The organism is Pseudorhodoplanes sp. (assembly GCF_050250235.1).
Classification (GTDB): domain Bacteria; phylum Pseudomonadota; class Alphaproteobacteria; order Rhizobiales; family Xanthobacteraceae; genus Pseudorhodoplanes.
Genome location: NZ_JBFWPA010000046.1, coordinates 19,310 through 43,116 on the forward strand (window position 1 = coordinate 19,310; position 23,807 = coordinate 43,116).

28 protein-coding genes and 1 pseudogene are annotated in these 23,807 nt (G+C 63.3%); 14 read left to right on the top strand and 15 right to left on the bottom strand.

The window, feature by feature from the left end; genetic code table 11:
• The first annotated feature begins 87 nt into the window (after nt 1–87).
• Nucleotides 88–582: a DUF1643 domain-containing protein gene (locus tag AB7F49_RS19700; RefSeq protein WP_428525421.1), complete on the top strand. Its 495-nt coding sequence runs from the start codon at nt 88–90 to the stop codon at nt 580–582.
• On the opposite strand, the gene AB7F49_RS19705 is transcribed toward AB7F49_RS19700, so the two are convergent.
• The 9 genes and pseudogenes from AB7F49_RS19705 to AB7F49_RS19745 form a co-directional block, all read right to left on the bottom strand.
• Nucleotides 579–1,289, bottom strand: a complete 711-nt coding sequence (locus AB7F49_RS19705) for a dCTP deaminase domain-containing protein (protein WP_428525423.1) — start codon at nt 1,287–1,289, stop codon at nt 579–581. The genes AB7F49_RS19700 and AB7F49_RS19705 overlap by 4 nt on opposite strands.
• 26 nt (nt 1,290–1,315) lie before the next feature.
• Nucleotides 1,316–1,813, bottom strand: a complete 498-nt coding sequence (locus tag AB7F49_RS19710; RefSeq protein WP_428525425.1) for a hypothetical protein — start codon at nt 1,811–1,813, stop codon at nt 1,316–1,318.
• Between the two features lie 321 nt (nt 1,814–2,134).
• Nucleotides 2,135–2,317 (bottom strand): annotated as a pseudogene (locus AB7F49_RS19715) (sigma factor-like helix-turn-helix DNA-binding protein); the annotation flags it as partial.
• Between the two features lie 7 nt (nt 2,318–2,324).
• Entirely contained in the window at nt 2,325–2,582 is a 258-nt protein-coding gene (locus AB7F49_RS19720; RefSeq protein ID WP_428525427.1) for a DUF2442 domain-containing protein, read from the bottom strand.
• A 1-nt stretch (nt 2,583) separates the two neighbouring features.
• On the bottom strand, nt 2,584–2,850 hold the full coding sequence (locus tag AB7F49_RS19725) for a DUF4160 domain-containing protein (protein WP_428525429.1): 267 nt from the start codon (nt 2,848–2,850) through the stop codon (nt 2,584–2,586).
• 14 nt (nt 2,851–2,864) lie between these two features.
• Complete coding sequence (gene rpoD, locus AB7F49_RS19730; RefSeq protein ID WP_428525489.1) at nt 2,865–4,964, bottom strand: RNA polymerase sigma factor RpoD; 2,100 nt, start codon at nt 4,962–4,964, stop codon at nt 2,865–2,867.
• 535 nt (nt 4,965–5,499) lie between these two features.
• On the bottom strand, nt 5,500–7,434 hold the full coding sequence (dnaG, locus tag AB7F49_RS19735; RefSeq protein ID WP_428525431.1) for a DNA primase: 1,935 nt from the start codon (nt 7,432–7,434) through the stop codon (nt 5,500–5,502).
• Between the two features lie 469 nt (nt 7,435–7,903).
• A complete protein-coding gene (locus AB7F49_RS19740) occupies nt 7,904–8,710 on the bottom strand; it encodes a transglutaminase-like domain-containing protein (protein ID WP_428525433.1) in 807 nt (268 codons plus the stop codon).
• Between the two features lie 133 nt (nt 8,711–8,843).
• Nucleotides 8,844–9,722 (bottom strand): transglutaminase family protein, encoded by an 879-nt coding sequence (locus tag AB7F49_RS19745; RefSeq protein WP_428525435.1) that lies wholly within the window; start codon nt 9,720–9,722, stop codon nt 8,844–8,846.
• 143 nt (nt 9,723–9,865) lie between these two features.
• On the opposite strand from AB7F49_RS19745, the gene AB7F49_RS19750 reads away from it, so the two are divergent.
• From AB7F49_RS19750 to AB7F49_RS19760, 3 genes are all read left to right on the top strand, one after another.
• Complete coding sequence (locus tag AB7F49_RS19750) at nt 9,866–10,648, top strand: N-formylglutamate amidohydrolase (RefSeq protein WP_428525437.1); 783 nt, start codon at nt 9,866–9,868, stop codon at nt 10,646–10,648.
• 153 nt (nt 10,649–10,801) lie between these two features.
• Entirely contained in the window at nt 10,802–11,551 is a 750-nt protein-coding gene (cnbZ, locus tag AB7F49_RS19755) for a 2-amino-5-chloromuconate deaminase CnbZ (protein ID WP_428525439.1), read from the top strand.
• A 10-nt stretch (nt 11,552–11,561) separates the two neighbouring features.
• Nucleotides 11,562–12,545 (top strand): Bug family tripartite tricarboxylate transporter substrate binding protein, encoded by a 984-nt coding sequence (locus tag AB7F49_RS19760; protein WP_428525441.1) that lies wholly within the window; start codon nt 11,562–11,564, stop codon nt 12,543–12,545.
• 30 nt (nt 12,546–12,575) lie between these two features.
• Here the strand turns inward: AB7F49_RS19760 and AB7F49_RS19765 are convergent, their stop codons facing one another.
• Nucleotides 12,576–13,502 (bottom strand): LysR substrate-binding domain-containing protein, encoded by a 927-nt coding sequence (locus AB7F49_RS19765; RefSeq protein ID WP_428525443.1) that lies wholly within the window; start codon nt 13,500–13,502, stop codon nt 12,576–12,578.
• A 103-nt stretch (nt 13,503–13,605) separates the two neighbouring features.
• On the opposite strand from AB7F49_RS19765, the gene AB7F49_RS19770 reads away from it, so the two are divergent.
• From AB7F49_RS19770 to ppa, 5 genes are all read left to right on the top strand, one after another.
• Nucleotides 13,606–14,247: a hydrolase gene (locus AB7F49_RS19770; RefSeq protein ID WP_428525444.1), complete on the top strand. Its 642-nt coding sequence runs from the start codon at nt 13,606–13,608 to the stop codon at nt 14,245–14,247.
• A 29-nt stretch (nt 14,248–14,276) separates the two neighbouring features.
• Complete coding sequence (locus AB7F49_RS19775) at nt 14,277–14,873, top strand: NADPH-dependent F420 reductase (RefSeq protein WP_428525446.1); 597 nt, start codon at nt 14,277–14,279, stop codon at nt 14,871–14,873.
• An 81-nt stretch (nt 14,874–14,954) separates the two neighbouring features.
• Nucleotides 14,955–15,872, top strand: coding sequence for a LysR family transcriptional regulator (locus AB7F49_RS19780; protein WP_428525448.1), 918 nt, complete (start codon nt 14,955–14,957; stop codon nt 15,870–15,872).
• Nucleotides 15,873–15,980: 108 nt separating this feature from the next.
• Nucleotides 15,981–16,736, top strand: a complete 756-nt coding sequence (locus AB7F49_RS19785; RefSeq protein WP_428525450.1) for a rhodanese-like domain-containing protein — start codon at nt 15,981–15,983, stop codon at nt 16,734–16,736.
• Between the two features lie 69 nt (nt 16,737–16,805).
• The gene (gene ppa / locus AB7F49_RS19790) at nt 16,806–17,345 is read left to right on the top strand and encodes an inorganic diphosphatase (protein ID WP_428525452.1); all 540 of its coding nucleotides are present in this window, start codon (nt 16,806–16,808) and stop codon (nt 17,343–17,345) included.
• Between the two features lie 9 nt (nt 17,346–17,354).
• Here ppa and AB7F49_RS19795 read toward each other — a convergent pair whose 3' ends face one another.
• The 5 genes from AB7F49_RS19795 to AB7F49_RS19815 form a co-directional block, all read right to left on the bottom strand.
• Nucleotides 17,355–17,819 carry a phage holin family protein gene (locus AB7F49_RS19795; RefSeq protein ID WP_428525454.1) on the bottom strand — a complete coding sequence of 155 codons (465 nt, stop codon included), beginning with the start codon at nt 17,817–17,819 and terminating at the stop codon, nt 17,355–17,357.
• Between the two features lie 2 nt (nt 17,820–17,821).
• Nucleotides 17,822–18,124: a hypothetical protein gene (locus AB7F49_RS19800; protein WP_428525456.1), complete on the bottom strand. Its 303-nt coding sequence runs from the start codon at nt 18,122–18,124 to the stop codon at nt 17,822–17,824.
• Between the two features lie 16 nt (nt 18,125–18,140).
• The gene (locus AB7F49_RS19805; protein WP_428525458.1) at nt 18,141–18,593 is read right to left on the bottom strand and encodes a GatB/YqeY domain-containing protein; all 453 of its coding nucleotides are present in this window, start codon (nt 18,591–18,593) and stop codon (nt 18,141–18,143) included.
• 114 nt (nt 18,594–18,707) lie between these two features.
• Nucleotides 18,708–19,250: a hypothetical protein gene (locus AB7F49_RS19810; RefSeq protein ID WP_428525460.1), complete on the bottom strand. Its 543-nt coding sequence runs from the start codon at nt 19,248–19,250 to the stop codon at nt 18,708–18,710.
• 128 nt (nt 19,251–19,378) lie between these two features.
• Complete coding sequence (locus AB7F49_RS19815) at nt 19,379–19,711, bottom strand: YnfA family protein (protein WP_428525462.1); 333 nt, start codon at nt 19,709–19,711, stop codon at nt 19,379–19,381.
• Nucleotides 19,712–19,764: 53 nt separating this feature from the next.
• On the opposite strand from AB7F49_RS19815, the gene carA reads away from it, so the two are divergent.
• The 5 genes from carA to AB7F49_RS19840 all read left to right on the top strand — a co-directional run bounded on the left by carA (nt 19,765) and on the right by AB7F49_RS19840 (nt 23,742).
• Nucleotides 19,765–20,958: a glutamine-hydrolyzing carbamoyl-phosphate synthase small subunit gene (gene carA / locus AB7F49_RS19820; RefSeq protein ID WP_428525464.1), complete on the top strand. Its 1,194-nt coding sequence runs from the start codon at nt 19,765–19,767 to the stop codon at nt 20,956–20,958.
• 21 nt (nt 20,959–20,979) lie between these two features.
• Nucleotides 20,980–21,588, top strand: coding sequence for a TMEM175 family protein (locus AB7F49_RS19825; protein ID WP_428525466.1), 609 nt, complete (start codon nt 20,980–20,982; stop codon nt 21,586–21,588).
• 7 nt (nt 21,589–21,595) lie between these two features.
• Entirely contained in the window at nt 21,596–22,105 is a 510-nt protein-coding gene (locus AB7F49_RS19830) for a DUF6653 family protein (RefSeq protein ID WP_428525468.1), read from the top strand.
• A gap of 37 nt (nt 22,106–22,142) precedes the next feature.
• Nucleotides 22,143–22,667, top strand: a complete 525-nt coding sequence (locus tag AB7F49_RS19835; RefSeq protein ID WP_428525470.1) for a hypothetical protein — start codon at nt 22,143–22,145, stop codon at nt 22,665–22,667.
• A 70-nt stretch (nt 22,668–22,737) separates the two neighbouring features.
• A complete protein-coding gene (locus AB7F49_RS19840) occupies nt 22,738–23,742 on the top strand; it encodes a hypothetical protein (RefSeq protein ID WP_428525471.1) in 1,005 nt (334 codons plus the stop codon).
• Nucleotides 23,743–23,807 lie beyond the last annotated feature (65 nt).

Below are 23,807 nucleotides of genomic sequence, written 5' to 3' on the forward strand. Positions count from 1 at the left end.
GAAATGTAGTCTCGGCGGGGAAATTCGATTCGGCGAGAAGATGTAATGCTTTGCACTCTGGGAAACTCGTATGTCGAGACGAGTCTCATGGGGTTTAGCAGCGCAGTATTCTCTCGATGTGGGAAGTACCGATACCGCTTAGACCGCAAATGGGATGATTCGCTTCCGCCTCTCGCGTTCGGAATGCTGAACCCTTCGACGGCAGACCACGAAAGAAATGACGCGACAATCGAACGCTGCGAACGCCGGGCGAAGGCGCTTGGGTTCGGCTCACTTATAGTTTGGAACCTGTTTGCTTTCCGAGCGACTGATCCGAAGGCGCTGCGAAACGAGTCAGACCCTATAGGACCTTACAATGACGGATTCATCTTAGAAGCTCTGCACGAGACCAAAAGCAGAAGTGGAAAAGTTGTAGTTGGATGGGGCGCACACGGACAGTACCTTGAGCGTTACGAAACAATAACTGACGTTGCTCGCAGCTTGAATATCTCGTTGTATTGCCTGGGTATGACAAATGCGGGTCAGCCACGGCACCCACTTTACGTATCGTATCGACACGAGCCGACCCGATGGATGACCTAAATACTCAATCCTATCGTAGCGCCAGCTTTGGATAAAAAGGATCGTATTCCTTCTTGAGCTAAGAATACTATCACACCAAGCACAATTGTTCCCAACACTCCGATGACGCTCATGAAGAGCTTCATCCACATTTGCATTCGCTCGAGGTCATCGACCTTCTTTGCAAGAACGCTGACTGTCTTCACCGGACCGCTTAGTGAGTTCATGTCGCCGGAGCTAATACCTTTCTTATAATTGCGGTTCTGACCCTCGGTTTTTCTGTTCTTTTGATCCTCTTGATCGAGGTCCGCATACCAAATCAGAAAACTGTCATCACCCTGCTTAACGCATATTGCTGACGGTCCTGCGTTAAAGACAGAAAACCTCAAGCGAGCAGAGTATCCGGGATCAACGTGAAATCCAGAAACGTTCACCAATCCACGCCCTTTCAAGCCCGTCTTCATAGAGATGAAAGCAATTGCGCTTGGAGGAATTGTAACCTCCTCTTCAGTGACCAGCACTGCAAATTGACCAGACGGAATGACTAAGCTTTCGCCTTCTTCAAGCTGACAAATCTTGTTGGTGTTTATTTGGTCTTCAGAAGCGGAAAGATAATACTGCCGGCCCATACGAAGTGTGTATGCAGCACAGTCAATTCGATGCTCGGTGAAATCCGACACAAGTGACGGCATCTCACGCTTAAGCTTCTCTCCGCTCCAAAACGTCATCTGGTCCCGGCTGCCTTGCTCGCAATTTATCCAATGTAAAAATGCCTTTCCGCTAATTCGCGACGGCGTGCTTCAATCCTCTCCGTAAGAGCAAAGTTCTTCTCGTGAGCCTCCCTCAGTAACCAATCCATGATGTCGCGATTTGCTTCCCGAGCGATAGGGAGAAACTCTTCCAAATGGTCAATCTTTTCGCAAGCATCGGCAAAGCGACCAGCCGCATCGGCAAATATTCGCAATGGATCGATCTGCTTATTTTTTGTCAGATCGGACCAGGTTTCTTTGCTCAAATCCTGATGCAATGTATTTGCTGCACTCAGACACACCAACGCTGCATCGACGACCGTTCGCTCAACGGGCTTGGGCTCATCTGCTTCTCGTGCAAGCCTTCCGATGTATTTGGCGAAATGCAGACCATAGTGCTTCAACCGATCGTTCTTGTGAAGCGACAGGATGTCGAAGTGATTTCGCATGTCATGCGCATACTGAGTACGCTGCAAGTTTGCCATTTCCTCAGCGGAAATCATTTCCACCTCGCCAAGAAGCCACCGCTTTTTCGAATCAGCTGATTTTAGCAAGCTCCATTGCCAATCACGCCATCTATCATATGAACATATAGAGAACATTTACGAAATCAAGTAGCCGGAAGCCCCTGAATCGAAATGAAAATTCGTCTTTCACGTAAGCGCCCCACAGATACTAAGCCCGGTGCCGGTGCTCTGGAGCCCCCGCGTTCAAGCCAGTCAATAACGCTGTGGATTGCTTCGGCGCGCCGCGCCTCGCAATGACTGGGTCCCGGTTCTGCGCAGCAACGCTTCGCGTTGCAGCGCGCCCGGGACACGTTAGCATCAGTTATCCAAAAAGCTCCGCAGCTTCCGCGACCGGCTCGGATGCTTCAGCTTACGCAGCGCCTTCGCCTCGATCTGGCGGATGCGTTCGCGTGTCACCGAGAATTGCTGGCCGACTTCTTCCAGCGTGTGGTCGGTGTTCATGCCGAGACGTGAGCGCCTGCGCAGCACGCGCTCCTCGCGCGAGCGGTCACTCGGCCGCAACGCGCGACAATTCTCCGGCCGCTTCCATCTCGCGCCGCAGCCATTCCGGCGCCATGTCGTAGCCGTTTGGCCAGGTCGGCGCGCCGAATTCGAGAAAGACCCGTTGAAAATACTCCGGGTCGCGCAGTGGCTCGCGCATTTCGCCGGGCCGGCTCACAAGCGCGGCAAAATCATGCACGCCGCGGCTACCGTCGTTGAAGTGAATACCAAGACGGAAACCGCCAAGCTTTTCAAGTTTCGTCACTTTAGTCAGCATCGAGACCGGAAAGCCTTTCCAACTGCTTGCCGGAGCGGGCGCGCTCCCAATTCTGCATCAAGTGCGGCTTGCGCTCCAGGCTCCATTCCCGCACCAGCCGCATCGCTCGGCGCGGCAATTTTCCCTCGATAATTTCACCCGTGTCGATCGCAACCTTTGCTTCATGCTCGCCGTAAAACGCATGGAAGTGCGGCGGGTTGTGATCATCGTAGTACATGCAGATCGCGATGCCGTAGAAATAAGCGATTGTCGGCATCGCGAGCCAGCCTGCTAATTGTCGAGGAAGCTCCGCAGCTTTCTGGATCGGCTCGGATGCTTCAGCTTGCGCAAAGCCTTCGCCTCGATCTGGCGGATGCGTTCGCGTGTCACCGAGAATTGCTGGCCGACTTCTTCCAGCGTGTGGTCGGTGTTCATGCCGATGCCGAAGCGCATGCGCAGCACGCGCTCCTCGCGCGGGGTGAGCGAGGCCAAGACGCGCGTCGTGGTCTCGCGCAGGTTCGACTGGATCGCCGCGTCGATCGGCAGGATCGCGTTCTTGTCCTCGATGAAATCGCCGAGATGCGAATCCTCTTCGTCACCGATCGGCGTTTCGAGCGACAGCGGCTCCTTGGCGATCTTGAGGACCTTGCGCACCTTCTCCAGCGGCATGCCGAGCTTTTCGGCCAGCTCCTCCGGCGTCGGCTCGCGGCCGATCTCGTTCAGCATCTGGCGGCTCGTGCGCACGATCTTGTTGATGGTCTCGATCATGTGCACGGGAATGCGGATGGTGCGCGCCTGGTCGGCGATCGAACGGGTGATCGCCTGCCGGATCCACCATGTCGCATAGGTCGAGAACTTGTAGCCGCGGCGATATTCGAATTTGTCGACCGCCTTCATCAGGCCGATATTGCCTTCCTGGATCAGGTCGAGGAATTGCAGGCCGCGATTGGTGTATTTCTTGGCGATCGAGATCACGAGGCGGAGATTGGCCTCGACCATTTCCTTCTTCGCCTGGCGCGCCTCGCGCTCGCCCTTCTGCACCGAATGCACGATCTTGCGGAATTCGCCGATCTCGAGCCCGGTCTCGGACGCCAGCATGTGAATCTCGGAGCGGATCGACTTCACCTTCTCCTTGTCGCGCGCGACCAGGTTCTTCCAGCCCTTGGCCGAAAGCTTGGAGACGCGGTTGAGCCAGCGCGGATCGAGCTCCGAGCCGAAATAGTTTTTCAGGAAATCCTCGCGCGCCACGCCGTGGCTTTCGGCGAGCCGCATCATGCGGCCCTCGAGCGAGACCAGCCGCTTGTTGATCTCGTAGAGCTGGTCGACCAGCGAATCGATGCGCGCCTGGTTGAGCCGCAGCGACTTCACCGCGGTGATGATCTCGTCCTTCAGCTTCTTGTATTTGCGCTCCTGCGAGGGCGACAGCGAGTCCGACTTCAGGCGCAGCTCGATGTCCTGCTCCTGCAGCTTGCGCAGGCGCTTGTATTCGTTGGCGACGGTGTCGAAGGTTTCCAGCACCTTCGGCTTCAGTTCGAGTTCGATCGCGGCGAGCGACATCGAGTTCTCGAACTCGTCATCCTCCATGTCGGCTTCGGCGGCCAGCTCGGCCGGGTCCTTCTCCTCGCCGTCGGCGGCGCCGGGACCGGCCGGCTTGAAGGGGGTCGGCTGCGGCGGCGCGGAGGGTGGCGAGGCCTGCTGGGCGGGAAGCTCGGCGCCGGGCACGCCGGGCAGCGGCTTGCCGTCGGGACCGACCGGCGCCGGCAGCTTGGCGTCCGGGCCGGCATAGGTGGCTTCCAGATCGATGATGTCGCGCAGGAAGACCTTGGCCTCGTTGAGTTCGTCGCGCCAGATGATGATGGCCTGGAAGGTCAGCGGGCTTTCGCACAGCCCCGCGATCATCGCCTCGCGGCCGGCCTCGATGCGCTTGGCGATGGCGATTTCGCCCTCGCGCGACAACAGCTCGACCGAGCCCATTTCCCGGAGGTACATCCTCACGGGATCGTCGGTGCGCTCGGAGGGCTCCTTGTCGGACTTGACGATCAGCGGCTTGGACGTGACCTCGACCAGTTCGCCGCCCTCGTCGTCGTCGTCGGCCTCCTCCTTCTCGCCGTCCTCGTCGGCGGCCTCGTCCTGCTCGACCACGTTGATGCCCATCTCGGACAGCATCGAGAGCGTGTCCTCGATCTGCTCGGAGGTGACCTCCTCGGAGGGCATCACCGCATTGAGCTGCTCATAGGTGATATAGCCGCGCTTCTTGGCCTGCTTGATCATGCGCTTGACGGCGGCATCGGACAGATCGAGCAGCGGCAGCGGGGTATCGGGGGCGGTCTCGCCGTCCTTGTCGCTTTCGTCCTTGGCGGTCTTGGCCTTCGCGGCATCCTTCTCCGACATGGCCTTGGCGCTGGCCTTGAGCAGCGCGGTGCGGCCCGGTTCGGGGCGCGGCGGCGGAGCCTTGGCGGCCGCCTTGGCCCTGGCGGTTTCCTTGGCAGTTTCCCGGGTGGCTTCCTTGGCGGCGGTCTCTCGCACGGAGGTTTCTCTGGCGGGGGAGGTTTTTGGGGCTTCCTTCACGGGTTCCTTTTTCGGCTCGGGTTTGGACGCGGCCTTGCCGGCAGCGCCCTTGAACAGCGACTTCACCGTATTCTTGATGGAATTCTTCACCTTGGCCGCCGTCTTGCCGGCCGCGCTCTTGCTCGCCATGAAGCTCTCTCTCCCGCGGCGGGCGTCCCCGCCGTTTCGACCAATCCCCTACCCTATGGCGCAGGACTGCATTGTACCGCGAGTCCCGCCCTGCGGGGTTGCCGAATCACCACACCTACTCTCGCGGGGCCCCGTTAAGTGGGGATTAACCCCGTAACCCCTTGACCCTTCGGCCGAAACCGATACGCCAAAAAAACCCCGCAAAACGGGGCATAACCGACCTGACGGCCTAGACGCCACGTGTCAACCGGCCCGAGGACGCCCCAAAACCCTCGATCAGCGCCTCGGTTCCCTCGAGCGCCGCGAGCCTGTTCTGAACGTCCCGGATCCAGGCCAGATTGGCTTCACTCGGATCGTCCCCGAGCGCGCGCTCTGCGTCCTTCAGCTCCCTATTTAACGTGCGCGCCTTGCGATGCAAGGTAACGATATGGGCCCACCATTGGGCGACGTCGGCCTCGCCGGCCCCGGCCCTTGCGGGCCAGTCCGAGGCATGGGTGATCGCGGCCCGAATTCGCGACACCAGCGGGTTCAGCCCCCGCGCCGACAGCGCGTCCTGCACGAACTTTGGTTCGAGCAAAGCCTCGCCGGAAGCCGCATCGAGGATCGCGCGGCGCAGCTGATCGGCGTCCGGATGGACGAGCTCGATCTCGGCGAATTCCTCCGTATGCGCTTCCAGCAGCCAGGGATGCTCGATCACGGACAGCAGGATCAGCGCTTCCCGCGGGGATATGGCGCTGCGGAAGCCGCGCACCAGCGGGCTTTGGCCGAGCCGTGCCGACTGCGTGAACGGATCACGCGCCGGGCGCTGCGCCGCGCGCCAGTCGCCGCGCGCCCCGCCGCGCCGGTTCGCGGGCTGGAAGCCGCGACCGCGCTCGAAACCACCCGCCGCCTGAGACGGCATAAACAGCGCGCGCACCCGCGCCTCGAAATCCTGCCGGTAATATTTGCGAACGGACTCGCTGGCGATCGTGCCGACGATCTCGCCGATGCGCGCTTCCAGCGCGGCGCGGCGCTCGGGCGTGTCGAAGGAAGAGCTTTCGGTCTCGCGCATCCAGAGGATGTCGGCCAGCGGGCGCGCGCTCTTCAGCACCTCCTCCATCGCAGCGCGGCCGCCGGAGCGGATCAGGTCGTCGGGGTCCTGCCCTTCCGGCAGCAGCGCAAAGGCGAGGCTCTTGCCGGGCTGCAGTTTCGGAAGCGCAAGGTCGACTGCGCGATAGGCGGCGCGGCGTCCGGCCTTGTCGCCATCGAAGCACAGCATCGGTTCGTCGGCGATCTTCCAGAGCAGTCCCAGTTGCTCTTCCGTCAGCGCGGTGCCGAGCGGCGCGACCGCGCCTTCATAGCCCGTAGTCACCATCGCGATCACGTCGACATAGCCTTCGACCACGATCAGCGGCTTGCCGTCATGCGCGGCCATGCGCGCATTCGCGCCGTTGAACAGGATCGAGCCTTTATGAAAGAGCGGTGTTTCCGGCGAGTTCAGATATTTAGCCGGCGCGTCCGGGCTGAGAGCGCGGCCGCCGAACGCGATCAACCGGCCGCGCCAGTCCGCGATCGGGAACATCACACGGTCGCGGAAACGGTCATACGGCACCGGAATGTCGTCGCCGTGGACCAGCAGGCCTGCCTCGATCATGTCCTCGACCGACACGCCCTGCTGACCGAGATGCTCCTTCAGCGCGAAGCGGTCGGGTGGCGCGTAGCCCATGCGAAAGCGAAGCTGCGTTTCGGGGCCGAGGCCGCGATCGGCAAGATAGCCGCGCGCCTTCGCGCCCGTGCGCGATTGCAACGTCGCCTCAAAGAATTTCGACGCGAGATCGACCACTTCATAGAGCGACTTCCGCCGCTGCTCGCGCACCTCTTCCTCGCGCGAAACTTTCGGCATCGGCATGCCGGCCATGGTGGCGAGACGCTCCACCGCTTCCGGGAAGCTCACGCCGTCGGTCAGCATGATGAAATCGAAAATCGAGCCGTTCTTATGAGATGAAAAATCGAACCAGGCCTGCTTCTGGTCGTTGACGAAAAACGACGGCGTCTTTTCTTGGTTGAATGGCGAAAGTCCCTTCCACTCCCGACCAGCTCGCATCAACTTAACGCGCCGGCCGACGACTTCCGATACCGGAAGCCGCGCTTTCAATTCCTCAAGAAAATCAGCAGAAAAGCGCATGCGCTCGCCTTTCGGGCCTGAGCCCGGTGGAACGAATCGAGACTAGCTTAGTGGGGTTGCCCGCGCCCGCGAGACTTGGCCTAAGTCTTGAAGATAGATGTCCAACAAGTCATTTTTCCGTGTTTTCCACAAGCGAGCACTACGAGGTTCTGATGCACGAATTTTGCATTTGTTGTTCCAAGCCGGGCAATTATTCGATCTTGTTGGCGGAAGGCCCGCAAGCGAAACGACTTCTTGCGACGCCACGCTACTATCTGCCAAATCAACACGTCCGAAATGCAGACCTCGCGGATGTTGCGAAGGAGATCCATTTCTGCGCCGAATGCATGCGCCGTGTCGAAGACACCGTCCGTGCGACTATTCTATACCTTCAGGCCGAGAACGATATGGTTTCGGTAAAGCCTGTTTAGGTCGCAGGCCGGCAAATCAGCCCGCAGGGGAGCGCCTTCAGCCGGGCGGCATCACGACCTCACACCACCTCATCCGTATAGACCTGAAACTTCGTCAGGGTCGTCCGCCCGAACGAATTGGAGAGCGGCACGTCGGCGGCGTCTCGCCCGCGCCCGACCAGGATGCGGCCGATGCGCGGAACATTGTGGCGCGCATCGAATGTGTACCAGCTGCCCGAGAGGTAGACCTCGAACCAGGCCGAGAAGTCCATCGGCGCCTCCTCCGGCGGCACGCCGATATCGCCGAGATAGCCGGTGCAATAACGGGTCGGAATGTTCATGCAGCGGCACAGCGTGACCGCGAGATGGGCGAAGTCGCGGCACACGCCGCGTCGTTCGTCATGCACCGAATGCGCGGACTTGGTCGGCGCCGCGAATTCATAGCCGAAGGTCAGATGATTGTGCACATAGTCGCAGATCGCCTGCACGCGGGCCCAGCCCGGCGGCGTATCCTTGAACAGCGACCAGGCGAGATCGGTGAGCTTGTCGGTCTCGCAATAGCGCGAGCCCATCAGATAGACGAGGCAATCGTCGGGCAATTGCTCGATCGGAAGCTGCGTCGCGGTCGGGACGACGACGTCGGGCAAGCCGGAATCGCGGACGGTCGCGCGGCAGGAAATGACGAGCCCGCCGGCGGGCACGACAAGGCGCCCGCAGATGTTGCCGAAGCCGTCCCGGTAGCAGGTAATCGGCGTGTAGGGCGCGGTTGAAATCTCTTCGACGCCGACGAGGTCGCCCTGACGCGACGGATGCACGTTGAGCATGATGACCATCGGCGTGGCTGCGTCCGCGCCGTAGCCGATGTCGTAGCCAATCCTGATCTGCATGAACGCAAACTGCCCTCGAGGTGAACCGGCCGATGCCTCAGCCCTCATTCCGAGAAAGCTGCAATTCTGGTCCTTGCCTTAAGTTCCCGACTTGCCGCCACAAGATAACTCGCTTGGCCCCGATCGAACTCGCCTAGCTCTGCGTTTCCGACACCACGCGGATATTCACCTTCATCGCCAGATGATCCGAAGCGCTGCCGGTATAGCTGCCCCAGAGCGGCACCGCCTGGCGCGGCTCGCGCGCGATCGCAACGCGGATGAGATCGGTGTTGCCCACGATGCCGTTGGTCGGATCGAACTCGACCCAGCCGGCGCCCGGCAGATAGACCTGCACCCAGGCATGGGTCGAACCGCCGCCGACGCGGTCGTGTTCGCCGTTGCGTACATGCAGATAGCCCGACACGAACCGCGCCGCATAGCCGAGCGAGCGAACGGCCTCGATCATGAACAGCGCGAAATCGCGGCAGGTGCCCATGCCGGTCCGCAGGGTTTCCAGCGGCTCCTGCACGCCCGGCTGATAGCGGCGGCGATAGACGAAATCGCGCCGGATCGCGTGGGTGATGTCGGTGAGCAGATCCTGGGTGCGGGTCTGGCCATCGCCGCGCACAAACTGACGCGCCCACAATTCGATCTTGTGCTCGGGATCATCAAAGGCGCGCCTGATCGATAGCGCGAGGTCCGGCATCTCCTCGTCGTCATAGGCGAAGGGATGCAGATAGGCGTAGTCTTCCGGCGACAGATGCAGGCCGCGCATCGGCCGGTGATCGACCTTCACCTTGCTGTCGAACACAAGCTTGTCGGATGGTTTTGCAAATCTCACGATGCCGACGGTGTTGCCGAACACGTCGCGGATCCAGCGCACCGCGGCGGGCATGGGGTCGATCGTGAGATGCTCGCCCAGCACCCGCAGGTCGTGGCCGTCGCGCGGACGCAGCATCATGCGATGCTCGCCGAAGGCGACCGGCCGCGCATATCGATACTCGGTCTTGTGATGGATGGTCAGGATCGGCATGGCTCGTTCCAGGTCTTCCGCTCCAGCAAAGCAAGAATCGTGGCACATTGGATTGAGCACCCGAATCATGCGTCATTTCAAAGACTTTCGGATCACCGAATGAATTTGCTTCGCCTCGCTGGTCAAATCTTGGGCAATTTGCCATGACCCTGCTCCTGGCCCCCGACGATCCTCCTGCCGCCGTCGCATTGCGGCCGCGGGGCGCGTCGCCTTTCCTGCTGGTCAGCGATCATGCGGGACGGCGGATTCCCCGCGCGCTTGGAGACCTCGGCGTCTCCGAGAGCGAGTTGCGCCGCCACATTGCCTTCGATGTCGGGATCGAACCGGTGGTGCGCTTCATGTCCGAGGAACTCGACGCGCATGCGATCCTGCAGCCCTATTCGCGGCTGGTGATTGATTGCAACCGCCCCTTCCAGGCGGAAAGCTCGATCGCCAGGATCAGCGAGACCACGCCGGTTCCCGGCAATGTGAAGCTGACGAAAGACGAGATCGACGCGCGACAGCGCGAAGTCTTCGCGCCCTATCACGCGGCGATCACGGCGGAACTGGACCGGCGCAAGCGCGACGGCCTGCCGGCCTTTCTGGTCGCGATGCATTCCTTCACCCCGGTCTACAAGGGCGTGACACGGCCGTGGCATTCCGGCGTGCTCTACAACCGCGACTCGCGCTTCGCGGCGTTCGTGCTGCGGCTGCTGCGCGAGGAGGATGCGATGACGGTGGGGGACAACGAGCCCTACACGGTCAGCGACGACACCGACTATACGATCCCGGTCCATGGCGAGCAGCGCGGCCTGCCGCATGTGGCGATCGAGATCCGCCACGATCTGATCGAGACGGACAGCGACCAGCGTGCATGGGCGAAACGGATGTGCCGGGTGCTGGTTGAAGCCAGGCGCCTGCGTGACGCGAGCTACGGCATCGCCTGACAACCCCCGCGCCGCATTCGCGGCCTGCAAACCTCCGGCACCCCGGCGCGCATGGCTGCGCCCGGTCGAAATTGCCTATACTCGATGCCTTGGCGGCGCCGCCTTTTTCGATGGCATGTCGCTTGCACAAGTCAATCTTGGGGGATCGACCTTATGTCCGGCACTGCCATGTTCGCCGCGGGTGACTATCGCTACATCCCGGCCGTGTTTCAGTATTCCGCCGGAATCGCCGCCGAGGACGGCTACGAACTGGAGCGCGTCCGCTTCCTGTCGCCGGTCCCGCTCGCGGAGGCCTTCGCGAAGGTCGAGTCGCACCTGAGGGCGGTCGGCCGTCCGACCACCGCCTTCGCGCATTGCGAACTGCGCTCGCCGGGACAATTCACCGATCAGGGCTTCATCGACTTCAACAAGCATTATGTGCAGACGCTCGAGCGATGGGGCATCTACAAGGACGGCGTGAATCCGGTGGCGCGCACCAACGTGTGCCCGATGTATGGCGAACCCGCCACGCCGTCGATGCACGCATTCACCTACACGATGCCTGCGAAGAGCGGACGCCGCACCTTCATGCTGTCGGGCGGCGGCGATGCGCGCGCGGGCTCCGAATCCTACAGCGATCGTATCGTGCGCTTCGGCGACACCTCCCCCGAAGGCCTGCGCGAGAAGGTGCGGTTCGTCATCGCGGAAATGGAGCGCAGGCTCAAGCTCCTGGGCTTCGGCTGGGCCGATGCGGTGTCGACGCAGGCCTATACCGTGCAGAATATCGGCCATCTGGTCGGCGAAGAGCTGGCCAGGCGCGGCGCGATCGCAGGCGGTCTGGTCTGGAACTACGCGCGACCGCCGGTGATCGGACTTGAATACGAAATGGATGTGCGGGGCACGGCCCGCGAACTGATCCTGTGAGGAGCTTGCCATGACATCCCCATCGCCCGCATTTCGCCCGTCCAGTCTCGCACTCGCGCTCGCGGTGTTCGCGCTCCCCGCGCCCGCATCGGCGCAATGGAACCCGACTCAGCCGATCCGCGTCATCATCCCGTATGCCGCGGGCGGCACCTCCGACATCATCGCCCGCACCATGTCCGATCCTGTCAGCGCAAGGCTCGGCCAGCCGCTGACGATCGAGAACCGCGGCGGCGGCGCGACACAGATCGGCACCGGCGCGGTGGCGAAGGCTGTGCCGGACGGACACACGATCCTGCTGGTCGCGAACACCTTCATGATCAATCCGAGCCTGTTCAAGTCCCTGCCATACGACTCGCTGAAGGATCTGACGCCGATCACCTATGCCGGCGTCACCCCGCACACCATCGTGGTCAACAACGACGTGCCGGCGAAGAACCTGAAGGAACTGCTCGATCTTGCGAAAGCCAAACCCGGCGCCATCAATTACGGCTCGGTCGGCATCGGCACCTCGTTTCACCTCGGCACCGAGGAGCTGAAGAAACTCTCCGGCACCAACATGGTGCATGTGCCCTACAAGGGCATGGGCCAGGTGCTGACCGACGCGATCTCCGGCAACATCCAGGTCGCCTTTGCCAACACGCCGAATGCGGCGCCGCTGGTGAACGCTGGCAAGCTGCGCGCGATCGCGGTCGCGCATCCCGCGCGCGTGCCGCAATTGCCGGAGGTGCCGACCGTCGGCGAGCAGGGTTTTCCCGGCTTTGAGTCGAACTCCGCCTTCATCTATTTTGCACCCGGAGGCACGCCGTCCGCCATTCTCGACCGGCTGAATGCGGTGTTCGTCGAAGTGCTCAACCTGCCGGAGGTGAAGGAGGCGCTGACCAGGCAGGGCGTCGAGGTGAAGGCCACGACGCGTGCGGATACCCTCGACTTCATCAAGAAGGAGATGAAGCGCTACGCCGACGTGGTCGCATTCTCCGGCGCCAAGGTCGAATAGGCTCCGGCGGACTCAGGCGCGCGCGGGACCTCAGCCGAGACTGCCCGCGAAACGTTCCGCCAGCCGCTCGCGGCGAAACGCGTCGGCGACATGATCGATGAAGGCGCGGGTCTTGCCCGGCAGCATGGTCTTGCTCGCGTAATAGAGCGAGATCGAGCCGAGATCGGCATACCAGCGCGGCAAAAGACGAATGAGCGCACCGCGTTCGAGATAGGGCAGCGCGTCGGGTACGGCGAGAAGCGCGACACCGAGGCCGAGCTCCGCGGCACGCGCCATCGCCGATGAATCGGTCACCACGATGGTTTCCGGCTGTGCCGCCGCCATCTCGGTCCCGCCAATGTCGCGCATCACGCGCAGAGACACGCGTCCGGTGCGCTGCGAGCGCATGACGACGGCGTCGAGCGCCGCAAGATCGGACGGGTTGACCGGCGCCGGGCGGCCGCGCATGAAGGCGGGCGAGGCCGCGGCGATGATGTGCAGGGGCGCGAGTACGCGCGTGGTCAGACCACCCGACAATTCGAAGCCGCCGCCGATCGCTGCGTCATAGCCTTCCCCGATCAGATCGACCTGGCGGCTTTCGAAGTGAAGGTCCGGCCGCACGCGCGGATATTGCCGCACGAAGTCGGGCAAGAGCGGCAGGATATGGCCGATGCCGAAATCGAGGCTCAAGCTGACCTTGAGCTGACCCGCGGGCTGGCCCTCGGGCGCGACTTCGGCAAGCGCGCCGCGCAGCGCATCGAGAGTGCCGCCGATGGCCTGCAGCAACCGCTCGCCTTCATCGGTCAAGGCAAGCTTGCGCGTCGAACGGTGGAACAGCCGGATGCCGAGGTTGCGCTCGAGCATCGCAACATTCCGGCTCACGGCCGCCGGCGTGAGGCCGAGACGCCGGGCGGCGGCGGAAAAACCCCGCAGTTCGGCGCTTCGGACGAAGCATTCGAGATTGGCGAGACTTTCCACGACCAATTTTCAAATATCAGTTGAAGATCATAACCACTATTGGTGTCTAATCATAGTGGAATTACCGGTCCAAGTTCGCTCCACCAACGCAAGGAGCAAACCCATGACCAAAGCCGGCCTCGACGCCCTCCTCACCCCCGAAAACTCGGTGGTGGTGCTGATCGACCACCAGCCGTTCCAGTTCGCCAACCTGCATAGCCACGAACCCACGATCGTGGCGAACAACGTCGTCGGCCTCGCCAAGGCGGCCAAGGCCTTCAACGTCCCGACCATCCTCACGACCGTTCTTGAAGAGCGCGGTGGCTATCTCATCAAGGCGCTGCAGGATGTGTTTCCCGATCAGAAGCCGATCGACCGCACCTTCATCAACACCTGGGAGGACCCCAAGGTCGTCGATGTCGTGAAGAAGACCGGGCGCAAGAAACTGATCCTCGCAGCGCTCTGGACCGAAATCTGCCTGGCGATGCCCGCGATCCAGGCGGCCGGCGAAGGCTACGACGTCTTTGCCGTCACCGATGCGTCGGGCGGCGTCACAGCCGAAGCACACGACATGGCCGTCCGGCGCATGGTCGCGTCCGGCGTCACGCCGATCACCTGGCTCGCGGTGGCGTCCGAATGGCAGCGCGACTGGGCACGTGAAGCGACCCTGCCTGCGTTCGGCGACATCTTTGCCCATGCTGGTGGCTCGGGCATCGCGTTTGCGTGGGAAATGCAATTGCTCGGCCACAAGGCCCGCGCGGCGTAATCGCACTGCCGGCGCGGAGGGACAGCACCATGACGATCGGAATCATCGGCGCCGGCAATATCGGCGCGGCCTTCGCGAAAGCACTCGGCCGCGCCGGCATCGACGCGATCATCTCCAACAGCCGCGGGCCGGATTCGCTCGCGGACCTCGTACGCGAAGCAGGCTCCTCGATCCGCGCCGGCACGCGCGAGCAGACCGCCGAGCAGGACGTCGTGCTGGTCGCGGTGAACTGGTCGAAGCTGCCGGCAGCGCTCGCGGGTTTGCCGGATTTCGGCGGCCGCATCGTGATCGACGCCAACAATCCGATCGAAGGCCCGCTGTTCAGGCCGGCGGACCTGGGCGGCCGCGTATCCAGCGAGGTGTTCGCCGGCTTCGTCCCCGGCGCCCGCGTGGTGAAGGCCTTCAACCATCTCCAGCCGCAACTGCTCTCCGGCGATCCCGGAGCCCAGGGTGGGCGGCGCGTGCTGTTCTATTCCGGTGATGATGCACGTGCGAAAGCCGACATCGGCGCGCTGATCGAGCGGCTCGGCTTTTTCGGGATCGATCTCGGCACGCTCGCGATCGGCGGGTGGCTCACCCAGTTTCCGGGCGGGCCGCTGTCGGTACATCATCTGGTGAGGTTCTGATATTGGCGTTGACGCAGGATTGACTACGCGGCGGTCAGCGGGTCGGTCTATGCTCGCGCCCCGGCCCCCCGGGACTTCGCAATGAATCTCCGTCAGCTCCGCTATTTCCTGAGCGTGGTCGAAACCGGCAACATGACGCGCGCTGCCGAGCAATTGCACGTCGCGCAGACCGCGCTCGGCATGCAGATCAGGCAACTCGAGGAAAGCCTCGGCGTCGCGTTGCTGGTGCGCCATTCGCGCGGGGTCGAGCCGACCAGGGCGGGTACGCTCCTGCGCGAGCGGGCGATCGAAATTCTGAAACTCGTCGAGCAGACGCGACAAGAGATATCCGCTGATTCCAATCCCGAAACGGAGTCGATCCGTCTCGGCATCACGCCCGCGTTGATGCTGATCGTCGGAACCGAAATCGCAATGACCGCACGCGAGCGCCTTCGAGGTGTATCGCTCAGCCTGGTCGAGGCCATGAGCCACGTTCTGGCCGATACGCTGACACGGGGCGAAACCGACTTTATCCTCTGTTACGATGTCCCCGAACTGCCACATATCGCGCGTGTGCCGATCCTGCAGGACGATCTCGTGCTGGTGACGTTGCCCGGAGAGGAGCCGCGCAAGCCGATCACCTTCGCGGACCTGCTGGCACTCGATCTCGCGATGCCGGAGGAAGGCGATACGGTGCGCACCGCCGTCGCCAAAGCAGCGCGCGAGATGAAGCGCGAACTGCGTATCGCCTATGAAGTGCGTTCGATCTCCGCCATGAAGAGCCTGGTCGGGCGCGGCGCCGCATCGGCGGTGCTGCCGTATTTCGCCGTGATCGACGAGGTGCGCGACGGCAGGCTCGACGCCCGGCAGATCACCGAGCCTTCAATCCGCCGCACGCTGTATCTTGCGACCTCGAGCCAGCGCGGTCCGTTCCAGAACGCGGACGGGCTTGCGAGCGCGATCCGCGGCTCGCTCGCGATCGTGACCGACGCGCTGGGACCGCTGGCGCACCCACTCTGACCGGCGAGCGCTCGCGAAATCCGCGGGCAGCCCTCAGCCGATCCTCTTGGATTTCTCAACGTCGCCACGCTGTGATGCCGCCACGCCGCGGCGAAACAGGAGGCATTGATGATCCAAAAGCTCTTGCAACCAATCGCAATGGCCGTGGTCCTGACCATGAATTCCAGCGCGCTCTTCGCCCAGTCGCCCGGCATCCTTCAGGCGACCCTCGGAGAGACCGGAAAGACCCCGGAAATCAACACCGAACAGATGCGCGCAGTGCTGCGGGACGGCAGCGTGCTCGTGCTCGACACCCGTTCGCGCGCCGAATTCGACGCCGGTCACATCCCCGGCGCACGCAACCTCGATGCCGCACCGACGGCCCAACTGGCGGCGATTGCGACGCTGACCGGTGGCGACAAGGGCAAGGCGCTGGTTCTGTACTGCAACGGACCCTATTGCCAGGCCAGCCGGCGACTCGGCGAACAGCTCTCGGAGGCGGGCTTCGGCAATGTGAGACGCTATCAGCTCGGCATCCCGGTCTGGCGCGCGCTCGGCGGACCGGTCGCGGTCGAACTTCCCGGCATCGCCCGCATCTTCAAAGCGGATCAGACGGCCGTCTATATCGATGCGCGTGCCGCGGCGGACTTCGCGAAGGGCAGCCTGCCCGGCGCGGTGAGCGCACCGGCCGATGATGTCGTGTCCGGCAAGCTCAAAAAGATGGCGCTGCCGGAGGACGACTTCAATCGTCGCATCATCCTGTTCGGCGCGGATGCTGCGCAGGCGCGCAAGCTCGCCGACTTCATGAGCAAGCGACCCTGGCACAACGTGTCGTATTTTCCGGGATCGTATGAAAGTCTGGCCGCAGCCCTGCGGAGCAACTGAGCTTCACACGCAACGGACATCGGCGGCCCCGTATGATACGCTCTTGCGCAAATCATCCGGAGTCGCCGCATGGACATTTCCCGCATCACATCGGGCAGGAACCCGCCGAAGGACATCCATGCGGTGATCGAAATCCCGCTCGGCGGCGTCCCGGTGAAATACGAAATCGACAAGAAATCCGGCGCGCTTTTCGTCGACCGCTTTCTGCACACGGCGATGTTCTATCCCGGCAATTACGGCTTCATCCCCCACACGCTCTCGGCCGACGGCGACCCTTGCGACGTGCTGGTGGTGAGCCAGGTGCCGGTGGTCGCGGGCGCGGTGATCCGCTGCCGCCCGGTCGGTGCGCTTATGATGGAGGACGAGGCCGGCGGCGACGAGAAGATTCTCGCGGTGCCGGTCGATTCGCTGCATCCGTTCTACGCGGGCGTCCAGAGCTATCGCGACCTGCCGGCGATCATGTGCGAGCAGATCGCGCATTTCTTCCAGCACTACAAGGACCTGGAAAAAGGCAAGTGGGTCACGATCGCGCGCTGGCTGGATGCCGACGGCGCCGAGCAGCTGGTGATGGACGGGATCGCGCGCTGCAATCCCTATTCGGACGATTGACGCCGCGACCTACTTCGCCTCGCCCTTCTTTTTCAGGAAGCCCATCAGCATGGTCGCGAGCGGTATGATCAGCGACGGCAGCGCGCTGTCGAGCGGATGGCGCAGCGCCTGGCCGAAGGATGCGATATCCGCCTGAAGCAGCCGCGCATCCGCCTGCAGGGCCTGCATGGTGTGGTCGTGAATCTCGTTTGCGAGTTCGAGTTCACGGCCGGGCTTTTTTCGATCGGCGACCAGCAGCAGCAGGCCCGCGATCACGAAATTCGCAACCCCCAGGATCAGCGCCGCCCCGATCGTGTTCCAGAATTCGCGCAGCGCAAAGAACGCGGCGACCTCGAACATCAGAAGCCCGATCAGGGCAAGCAAGCCGGCGGCGGCGTTCAGCCCGGATCGCGCGATCACATGTCGCATCTTGATTTCGGCGATCGCCCGTTCCGTCCGCCACAGCACCCGCAGATTGTTGATGAAGCGATCCATGGTCACTTTCCCCGCGACATGACATTGGCGACGAGTATGCCGAGCAGAAAGGCGGCGGCGACGGATGCGAAGGGATGCGCGGCCACGATGTCTTCGGCCTCGTCGGCAGCCTCGCCCAGCCGGTCCTGCAATTCGCGCAACACGCGCTCGATTTCGCCGCGCATGTCCTCAGGCCGGGACGCCGGTTCGGCCCTGGCCTGCGTGGCGCCGCCGTCGGCGCCCTCCTCCTCCGCGACCCGCGGGGCCTGTTGCAATTCGCGCCGCAGCTTTTCGAGTTCGCGTTGCAACTCGGCGCCACCGTTCATCGCTCAATTACTCCGCTCAGCCGCCGAGCTTCGCTTTCACCACGGCGCTGGCCTTGCCGAAGTCCATCTGTCCCGCGAATTTCGCCCGCAACGCCCCGACGACCTTGCCCATGTCCTTCATACTGGCCGCGCCGGTCTCGGCAATCGCCATCTCGATTGCGGCGGTCATTTCACTCTCGGACATCTGCCTGGGCAGATAGCCGGTGATGATCGCGATCTCGTCGGCCTCCTGCTGCGCAAGTTCCGGGCGGCCGCCCTTTTCGTAAAGCTCTTTCGATTCCTGCCGCTGCTTGATCATCTTCTGCAGCACCGGAAGCAGATCGGCGTCGGACAATGTCTTGCCGGCCGCGCGCGCCTCGATATCGGCATTCTTGAAAGTGGAATTCACGAGGCGCAGCGTCGCGACCTTGCGCTCGTCCTTGGCCTTCATTGCCTCTTTCAGGGCATTGTTGATGTCGTCGCGCAGCATGGGCTGTCTCCCTCCGGCCGCCGCGGCTCGATCGCAAAACGACGCGGGCGGCACAGCAGTCGACCTGCATGTACCGCCCGCGGACGCAAAAACCAAGCGCGCCGGATCAGGGCCTCATTGCTTGGCGCAATAGAGCTGCAGGCTCACGCCTTCGCCGCCGCTGCAGGTTGCCGCGATGACATCGCCGTCGCCCTTGAACAGCGCATGTCCCGGCGCCCCGACACAGAGCGCGCTCACGATCACTTCACCCTTGTCGCAGGAATGGCTGCAGGACGCCCCCGAACAGGCATGGCGGACCGCACGGATTGTCGTGCCATCCTTCCCGGGCGCACCGTCCTTGCCGGGCGCTCCGTCCTTGCCCGGGGCGCCGTCCTTGCCGGCGATACCATCCTTGCCCGGAGCGCCGTCCTTGCCCGCAATACCGTCCTTGCCGGGCGCACCGTCCTTGCCCGGGGCTCCATCCTTTCCGGCGGCACCGTCCTTGCCCGCAGGACCCACTGGCCCGGCAACCCCGGCGGGACCGACTGCGCCGGCAGGACCGGCCGGCCCCGCGGCACCCTGTTCGCCGCGATCCCCCTTGTCGCCCTTTGGTCCTTCGGAACAGGCGCCCAGCGCCAGCACCGCGCCAATCAGCAATCCGCTCAGCAACAGTCTCATGCGTATCCCTCCGCCCCTTTGATGAGGCAGCAATCCTGACCGGCCGGGCTTCTCATCGCAAGCGCCGCGTTAGCGCATGGCACACCAATACCCCGCGCTCGGGAACCCGAACCCGGTTGCGGTGACCTTCAAGACGGCAGCGGACGGGGGCCATGGAGAATGAGGGCGGCGCCCAGAATGCAGACGGCAGCGCCGATCAGGTCCCACCGATCCGGACGTGCCCCTTCCATCGCCCATAACCACAGGAGCGAGGCTGCAATATAGATGCCCCCATAGGCTGCATAGGCACGCCCGGCATGGGCCGAATCGACGAGCGTGAGCAGCCAGGCAAACGCGATGAGGCAGGCGATGCCAGGAACCAGCCACCAGACCGGCTGGCCCAGCCGCAGCCATGCCCAGAATGAAAAACACCCGGCAATTTCAGCGATCGCCGCGCCGACATAGACCAAAGCCGTTGTCATATCTCTGGGTCCGGGGTTGGCTTTGCGGGCGGAGCGGATTATTCAGGCCGCTTATGAACACATTACACGATTCCGGCTGGGCGGAGCCAAAGGCCACCGCGCTGCTTGTGCTCGCCGACGGCACCGTCCTCGAAGGCCACGGCTTCGGCGCCACCGGCACCGCCGTGGGCGAGGTCTGCTTCAACACCGCCATGACCGGATATGAGGAAATTCTCACCGATCCCTCCTATGCCGGCCAGATCATCACCTTCACCTTCCCGCATGTCGGCAATGTCGGCACCAACGACGACGACATCGAAACCGTGAACATGGCGGCGACGCCGGGTGCGCGCGGTGTCATCCTGCAGGCCGCCATCACCGATCCCTCGAATTACCGGGCGACCCGGCATCTCGATGCGTGGCTGCGCGCCCGCGGCATCATCGGACTGTCCGGCATCGACACCCGCGCACTGACCGCGCTCATTCGCGAGAAGGGCATGCCGAACGCCGTGATCGCGCATGAGCCGTCCGGCACTTTCGACCTCGACGCGCTGAAAAAGGAAGCCCGCGACTGGCCGGGCCTCGTCGGCATGGATCTCGTGCCGATGGTCACGAGCGGCCAGCGCTTTACCTGGGACGAAGGCGAGTGGAAATGGGGTGAGGGCTATGCGCGCATCGACAACCCGGAATTCCATGTGGTCGCGATCGACTATGGGGTGAAGCGCAACATCCTGCGCCTGCTCGCCTCCAACGGCTGCAGGGTCACGGTGGTACCAGCCACGACCTCGGCCGAGGATATCATGGCGCTGAAGCCGGACGGCGTGTTCCTGTCGAACGGTCCGGGCGATCCGGCCGCGACCGGCGAATATGCGGTGCCGGTGATCCGCCAGATGATCGACAAGAGCGTGCCGACCTTCGGCATCTGTCTCGGCCACCAGATGCTCGGCATCGCACTCGGCGGCAAGACGATGAAGATGCATCAGGGCCATCACGGCGCCAATCACCCGGTGAAGGACCTCACCACCGGCAAGGTCGAGATCACCTCGATGAATCACGGCTTCGCGGTGGACAAGGATTCGCTGCCGGCCAATGTCGAGCAGACCCATGTCTCGCTGTTCGATGGCAGCAATTGCGGGATCGCGCTGAACGACAAGCCGGTATTCTCCGTGCAATATCACCCCGAGGCCTCGCCGGGACCGCGCGACTCGCATTATCTGTTCCTGCGCTTCGTCGACATGATGCGCGAGCACAAGCGCAAGGCCGCGTGACGGCGTAGCACGGGGGTGCCGTTGCCACTGCATCACCACGGCACCGTCTCCAAGACCCGCCTCGATGCGCTGGCCGATGCCATGTTCGGCGTCGCGATGACGCTGCTGGTGATCGACATCCGCCTGCCGGAAGCGTTCGACCCGAAGAGCGGCACCGAACTGCTGCACGCCGTCGCCGAACTGCAATCGAAATTCGTCGTCTATATCGTCACGTTTTTCGTGGTCGGCCTGCGCTGGATGGGCAACAGCAAGCTTGCGGCCGGCGAGGAGCGCGTCACCGAGCCGTTCGCGCGCTGGACGCTGCTGCATCTATTCCTGATCACCTGCCTGCCGTTCTCCACCATGCTGATCGGCCGCTACGATGATCTCGCGCCGGCGGTGTGGATCTATGCGGCGAATATGGGCGTTGCGGCGCTGGTCGCGATCCGGCTGAACATGATCGCCGCGCACGAGGGCTGGCGTACCGACGGCCTCGAGGACGGCACTCGCGCGCTGTGGCTTCTGCTCGCAAGCGCGCTCCTCTCGGTCGCGGTCAGCTTCTACGATCCGCGCTGGGCGATGCTGGCCTATCTGTTGAATTTCGTGCGCCCGCTGGTGACGCGGCGCACGCATCGGGCGGCATCGGGATGATCGCGTGATGGACGCGCTGTTCCGCGGCATCGCGACGTTCTTTCGGCTCGACGACACCGGCTGGGAGCGCCACGCCAATCCGTGGAGCGTATGGACGCGGGTCGCAATCTGGCCGGCGCTTGTTCTCGCGCTGTGGAGCATCCACTGGATCGGATGGTGGGCGGCACTACCGCTTTCCCTGATCGCACTCTGGGCTTTCATCAATCCGCGCGCGTTTCCGCCGCCGGCCTCGACGCGAAGCTGGGCGTCCCGCGGCGTGTTGGGCGAGCGCATCTATCTCGCGCGCAAGGAGCGGCCGATTCCAGAGCATCACCGGGTTGCGGCGCAATGGCTTGCCGGTATCGGGGGCGCGGGAACCGTTGTGATGCTGGGGGGCCTCGTCATCGCATCGCCGTCGCTGTTCGTCGCGGGCGCCGTGACCGCCTTCTTCGCCAAGATGTGGTTTATCGACCGCATGGTCTGGCTGTTCGACGACATGGCGCGCGATCATTCCGTCTACGCCGCCTGGATGCGCTGACCGGAACGGCGGACCGTGCCGCGCGTTGCCGTGCGCAATGACTTCAAGCGATCAAGGCGCGGCCTATGGCTTCATGTTCCCGGACGACGGTTCGATCCCGAACAATCCGGCCTTGCCGTTTCTGTTCTATCCACGCGCCTTCGACCTGACCTCGGTCGGCGATCCTGCCGCGATGATCGAGGCGATCATCCGGTCGAACGGCTGGGGCCGAACCTGGCGCGACGGCATCTATCCGTTTGCGCATTACCACCCGCGCATCCATGAAGCGCTCGCGATCGCGCGGGGTCGCGCCAATGTGCGCTTTGGCGGCGCGCAGGGAGAAGAATTCGGGATGGAGACCGGCGATGCCGCGGTGCTCCCTGCGGGGACCGGCCATCAATGCATCGACGCCTCGGACGACCTGATCGTGGTCGGCGCCTATCCGCCGGAAGGCATCTACGACCTTAGCCTCGGTTCCCGTGCCGAATACGAGCGCGCGGTGGCGAAAATCCCCGGCGTCAAGCGTCCGGATACCGATCCGTTTTTCGGGCGCGACGGCCCGCTGATCCGGGAGTGGAGGTGACAGCCGCGCGGGCTTCTGCTTGCATGGCGCCTCGGCGATGGGCGCCTTGTCCGGAACATCGGATACACGGATGCAGAATGCACTTCCCTTGCTTGCGGTTCTGCTCGTGAGCGCCACGCTCACGACCGCCGTCGCCGAGAATGTCCGCCCGAAATTCCAGCTCGCCCCCGGGGCCGGAGCCGTTCCGCCGGTGGATCTCGGCGTCAATGCCGACCTGAAAGGAAGGCGGCTGCTCCCCGCCGACAGCCCCTGGCACCGGGATATCTCCCGCGACCCGGTCGATCCGAATTCCGAGCGCATCCTGGCGCGCATCGGATGGGACAAGCCGCTGCATGCCGATTTCGGCACCGAGCATGAAGGCGCGCCGATCGGCATTCCCTATGTCGTGGTGTCGGGCGCTCAGCCGCGGGTGCGCATCAGCTTCACCGAAACGCCGCAGGAGAGCGATCCGGGTCCCTATCCGGTTCCCCCCGATGCGCCGATCGAGGGCGGCCCCAACGGTACGGGCGACCGCCACATCCTCGTGCTCGATCGCGATTCCTGGGTGCTGTACGAACTTTTCAATGCGTTTCCCGATGCCAAGGGCGGCTGGCGCGCAGGCAGCGGCGCGGTCTGGGACCTGAAGAAGAACCAGGAACGCCCGCCGCGCTGGACCTCCGCCGACGCCGCGGGCCTGCCGATCCTGCCGGGCCTCGTCCGCTACGATGAGGCGGTGGGCGCGGGCAAAGTCGAGCACGCGATCCGCTTCACCGTCGTGAAGACGCGGCGCGCCTATATTCCGCCCGCGAGTCACTGGGCGAGCAACAGTCACGATGACGATCTGCCGCCGATGGGCATGCGCATGCGGCTGAAGGCGGACTACGACATTTCCGGTTTCCCGCCGGAGGCGCAGGCGATCCTGCGGGCGCTGAAGACCTATGGAATGATCCTCGCCGACAACGGCAGCGACAATTTCATCACCGGCGCGCCGGACCCGCGCTGGAACATGGCGGCGCTGCGAACATTGCGTCGCATCACCACCCGGGATTTCGAAGTCATCGACATGTCCGGAATGGTGGCGGACAAGCGGCGATAGTGGCGTGACGCGCCAATTTCTCCTCTTGTCATGCTCCACGAAGGCGGGGCATCCAGTATTCGCAA